This window comes from Streptomyces katrae (assembly GCF_000966975.1).
Lineage (GTDB): Bacteria > Actinomycetota > Actinomycetes > Streptomycetales > Streptomycetaceae > Streptomyces > Streptomyces katrae.
Genome location: NZ_JZWV01000779.1, coordinates 1 through 4,795 on the forward strand (window position 1 = coordinate 1; position 4,795 = coordinate 4,795).

At 75.2% G+C, this 4,795-nt stretch carries 4 protein-coding genes; 1 reads left to right on the forward strand and 3 read right to left on the reverse strand.

The genetic code is table 11. The features are described 5' to 3' along the window. On the forward strand, positions 1-431 hold a 431-nt coding region (locus VR44_RS26355; RefSeq protein ID WP_045950098.1), incomplete at its 5' end, for a metal-dependent hydrolase. A gap of 40 nt (positions 432-471) precedes the next feature. Here the strand turns inward: VR44_RS26355 and VR44_RS26360 are convergent. The 3 genes from VR44_RS26360 to VR44_RS26370 all read right to left on the reverse strand — a co-directional run. Next, positions 472-2,253, reverse strand: a complete 1,782-nt coding sequence (locus tag VR44_RS26360) for an ABC transporter ATP-binding protein (protein WP_045950096.1) — start codon at positions 2,251-2,253, stop codon at positions 472-474. Then, positions 2,250-4,067, reverse strand: coding sequence for an ABC transporter transmembrane domain-containing protein (locus tag VR44_RS26365; protein ID WP_045950099.1), 1,818 nt, complete (start codon positions 4,065-4,067; stop codon positions 2,250-2,252). Before VR44_RS26365 ends, VR44_RS26360 begins: the two co-directional genes overlap by 4 nt. A gap of 160 nt (positions 4,068-4,227) precedes the next feature. Further along, on the reverse strand, positions 4,228-4,795 hold a 568-nt coding region (locus tag VR44_RS26370), incomplete at its 5' end, for a (Fe-S)-binding protein (protein ID WP_169791050.1).

The following is a 4,795-nucleotide window of genomic DNA, read 5'->3' on the forward strand; positions in this document are numbered from 1 at the left end:
GGGGAGTGCTGGTGCTCCTCTTCGTCCACCTGGTGCTGGCCGTCGAGGGCCTGCTGTGGCGGGCGGCACGGATGTCCAGCGACGTCCTGGTCTGGCTGCTCGGCGCGACCAGCGCCTGGATCCTGGCCGGCGTCCTCGACCAGCCGGGCAACGGCGCCGGCTGGCTGTTCAGCGGCCCCGGGCAGGAGTACCTCTGGCTCGGCCTGCCGATCCTGCTCGGCGCCCTGGTCCACGACATCGGAGACGCGCTGACCGTCTCCGGGTGCCCGATCCTGTGGCCCCTGCCGGTCAAGGGCAAGCGCTGGTACCCGGTCGGCCCGCCCAAGGCCATGCGCTTCCGCGCGGGCAGCTGGGTGGAGCTGAAGGTCCTGATGCCGGTGTTCATGCTCCTCGGCGGAATCGGCGGAGCCTCGGCCCTGGGCTTCATCTAGTCCGAGGTCCCGCCTGGTCCGAGGTCCCGCCGCACCCGCGTCACCCGTGCCAGGAGCGCCACAGGGCCGCGTACGCCCCGTCGGCCGCCACCAGCTCGTCGTGCGAGCCGAGTTCGCTGATCCGCCCGCCCTCGACCACCGCGATCACGTCCGCGTCGTGCGCCGTGTGCAGCCGGTGGGCGATCGCGATGACCGTCCGGCCGTCCAGCACCCGCGCCAGGGAGCGCTCCAGGTGCCGGGCCGCCCTCGGGTCCAGCAGCGAGGTCGCCTCGTCCAGCACCAGCGTGTGCGGGTCCGCCAGCACCAGACGGGCCAGCGCGATCTGCTGCGCCTGCGCCGGGGTCAGCGCGCTGCCGCCCGAACCCACCTCCGTGTCCAGCCCCGACTCCAGGGCCCGCGCCCAGCCGTCGGCGTCCACCGCGCCCAGCGCCGCCCACAGTTCGGCGTCCTCGGCGCCCGGGCGGGCCAGCCGCAGGTTGTCCCGCAGCGAGCCCACGAAGACGTGGTGCTCCTGGTTCACCAGCGCCACGTGCTCACGCACCCGCTCCGCCGGCATCCGCGACAGCCGCGCCCCGCCGAGGGTGACCTCCCCGCTCCGCGGCGCGTAGATCCCCGCCAGCAGCCGGCCCAGCGTCGACTTGCCCGCGCCCGAAGGGCCGACCAGCGCCATCCGGGTCCCCGGCGGAACCGACATCGACACCCGGTGCAGGACGTCCACACCCTCCCGGTAGCCGAACCGGACCTCGTCCGCCCGGACGTCCCGGCCCTCCGGGGCCACCGCGCGGTCACCCGCGGCCGGCTCGATCTCGCGCACCCCCACCAGCCGCGCCAGTGACACCTGGGCGACCTGCAGCTCGTCGTACCAGCGCAGGATCAGCCCGATCGGGTCGACCATCATCTGTGCCAGCAGCGCGCCCGTGGTCAGCCGGCCGACCGACAACCAGCCGCGCAGCACGCAGTACCCGCCGATCAGCAGCACCGCGCCGAGGATGGTCACATAGGTGACGTTGACGACGGGGAACAGCACCGTCCGCAGGAACAGCGTGTACCGCTCCCAGGCCGTCCACTCCCTGATCCGCCGCTCCGACAGCGTGATCCGGCGGCCGCCCAGGCGGTGCGCCTCCACCGTCCGCCCCGCGTCCACCGTCTCCGTCAGCACCGCCGCGACCGCCGCGTACCCGGCCGCCTCCGAGCGGTAGGCCGAGGGCGCCCGCCGGAAGTACCAGCGGCAGCCGGCGACCAGCACCGGCAGCGCCACCAGCGCGGCCAGCGCCAGCTGCGGCGCCGTCACCGCGAGCGCCCCGTACAGCAGCCCCGCCCAGACCACGCCGATGGCCAGCTGCGGCACCGCCTCGCGCATCGCGTTCGCCAGCCGGTCGATGTCGGTGGTGATCCGCGACAGCAGGTCACCGGTGCCGGCCCGCTCCAGGACCCCCGGCGGCAGACCCACCGACCGCACCAGGAAGTCCTCGCGCAGGTCGGCCAGCATCTCCTCGCCGAGCATCGCCCCGCGCAGCCGGACCAGCCGCACGAAACAGGTCTGGACGCCGAGCGCCAGCGCGAACAGCAGCGCCACCCGCCCCAGGTGGAGCTCCCGCTCCCCGGCCGAGAGCCCGTCCACCACCCGCCCCAGCAGGTACGGGCCGGCCATGGAGGCGACCACCGCGACCGCGTTGACCGCCACCAGCGCCGTGAACGCCCGCCGGTGCCGCCGCAGCAGTTCGCGCACATAGCCCCGTACGGTCGCCGACGTGCCCACGGGCAGGGTCGCGGCCGTCTCGGGGGCCGCCGGATCGTGCTCCGGCCGTGCCACGCCGATCATGCGGATTCCTCGATCTCTGTGAGTTCCTCGCCGGAGCGGGTCTCCCCGTCCGTCTCCCGGGTGACCACCGCCCGGTAGCGGGGCTCGCCCCGCAGCAGCTCGCGGTGGGTGCCCGCCGCCACGGCCCGGCCGCCGTGCACCAGGACCACCCGGTCGGCGCGGTCCAGCAGCAGCGGCGAGGACGCCAGCACCACCGTCGTGCGCCCGGCGCGCAGCGCGGCCACGCCGTCGGCGATCCGCGCCTCGGTGTGCGCGTCCACCGCCGAGGTCGGCTCGTCCAGCACCAGCACCTCCGGGTCGGTGACCAGCGACCGGGCCAGCGCGAGCCGCTGGCGCTGGCCGCCGGACAGGGACCGGCCGCGCTCGGTGATCCGGGCGTCCATCGCGTCGTCCACCCCGTCCGGCGCCGCCTGGAGCAGCGCGTCCAGGACGTCCCCGCACTGCGCCGCCGCCAGCGCCTCCCGGGCGGCCACGGCGCCGGACGCCGGTACGTCGAACAGCTCGCGCAGGGTCCCGGACAGCAGCACCGGATCCTTGTCCTGGACGAGGACCAGCCCGCGTGCCGAGTCCAGCGCGAGGTCGTCCAGCGCGACCCCGCCGAGCAGCACCGACGGCGGCGCGGCACCGGGGCCGTCCCCGGGGTGCACGGCGTGCCCGCCGAGCCGCTCCGCGAGCCGGCCCGCCACGTCCGGATCCCCGCACACCACCGCCGTGAACCGCCCGGCCGGGGCCAGCAGCCCCGTCGCCGGGTCGTACAGGTCCCCGCCCGGAGCCGGTGCCTCCACCGGCTTCGCGGGAACGGAATCCGGTGTCTCGTCCGTACGCGTCAGGGACAGCACCCGGGCGGCCCGCTGGGCCGAGGGCCGCGAGAAGGAGTACGCCATCGCGATCTCCTCGAAGTGCCGCAGCGGATACAGCATCGTGGCCACCGCGCTGAAGGCGGCGACGAGTTCACCGACCGCCAGCCGGCCGTCCAGGACGAGCACCGAGCCGTACCAGACCACCGTGACCATCAGCGCGCCCGGCAGCAGCACCTGGACCGCGGCGATCAGCGCCCACATCCGGGCGCTGCGCACCGCGGCCCTGCGGACCTCCTGCGAGGCGTCGCGGTAGCGGTCGAGGAACAGCTCCTCGCCGCCGATGCCGCGCAGCACCCGCAGGCCGGCCACGGTGTCGGAGGCCAGCTCGGTGGCCTTGCCTGCCTTCTCCCGCTGGACGTCGGCGCGCCGTGTGGCCCGCGGCAGCAGCGGCAGCACGGACAACGCCAGCACCGGCACGCCCACGGCGACGACCACCCCGATGGAGGGCGCGTAGAACAGCAGCCCGACGCAGATGGCGACGACGGAGAACGCGGCGGCGAGGAAGCGGGAGACCGCCTCCACGAACCAGCCGATCTTCTCCACGTCCCCCGTGGACACCGCGACCACCTCCCCCGCCGCGACCCGGCGGGTCAGCGCGGAGCCCAGCTCCGCCGTCTTGCGGGCGAGCAGCTGCTGCACCCGCGCGGCGGCGGTGATCCAGTTGGTGACGGCCGTGCGGTGGAGCATGGCGTCGCCGGTCGCGATGGCGGCGCCCACCACCAGGAGCAGCCCGCCGACCAGCAGCAGCCGCCCGCCGTCGCGGTCGACGGCCGCCCCGACGCCCAGTCCCACCGCGTAGGGGAGCCCGGCGACGCCGCAGAAGTGCAGCAGCCCCCAGGCCAGGCTCCGGGCCTGACCGCCGAGTTGGCCCCGGCCCAGCCACCACAGGAAACGCGGACCGGAGCGGGCGTCGGGTACCCCGGGATCCGGATACGGAAGGTCGCTGATCTGCATGACGCCCCACAACGGCTCGGTGAGTGCAAACCACGCAAGGTTCGCCTTCCGGTCGCGGCCCCGGCAATCGATTTTCCGGGCGTGGGGCGCCGCCCCGCGCATTCCGCGCGAGCACGGGGGCGTGCGTCCCACGGGGCGTGAGCGGGGCGTGCGCAGGGGTTCAGGGCCGGGTGGCGCGCTCCAGTTCGAGCAGTACCGAGGCGTAGGGGTGACCGGTGGCGCGTTCCATGCCGACCTCGCACATCCGGTTCGCCGACAGGTACGCGTCGAAGGGCCGCGCCGTCACCTCCGCGGCCTCCCGCCGCGTCGCCGAGGCCGTCAGCTCCGGGTGCAGCATCCCCCGGTCGCCCGCGAAGGCGCAGCAGCCCGCGTCTTCCGGGACCACCACCTCGTCCGCGCAGGCCGCGGCGACCGCACGCAGCTGCTCCTCGTCCCCCAGGTGCCGCGTCGAGCAGGTGGGGTGGAGGACCGCCGAACCGACCCTGCGCCGGACCTCCAGGCGCGGCAGCAGCTCCTCGGCGGCCCAGACGACGGAGTCCACGATCCGCAGCTCCGCGTGCAGGGCACGGTTGTCCTCGCTGAGGTACGGGACCACCTCCCGGGCCAGCCCGAGGGCGCAGGAGGACGCGTCCACCACCAGCGGCAGCCGGCCCCCGGCGGTCCAGCCCCAGGCGGCCTCCGTGATCCGGTTCGCCATCAGCCGGTTGCCGGCCCCGTACCCCTTGGAG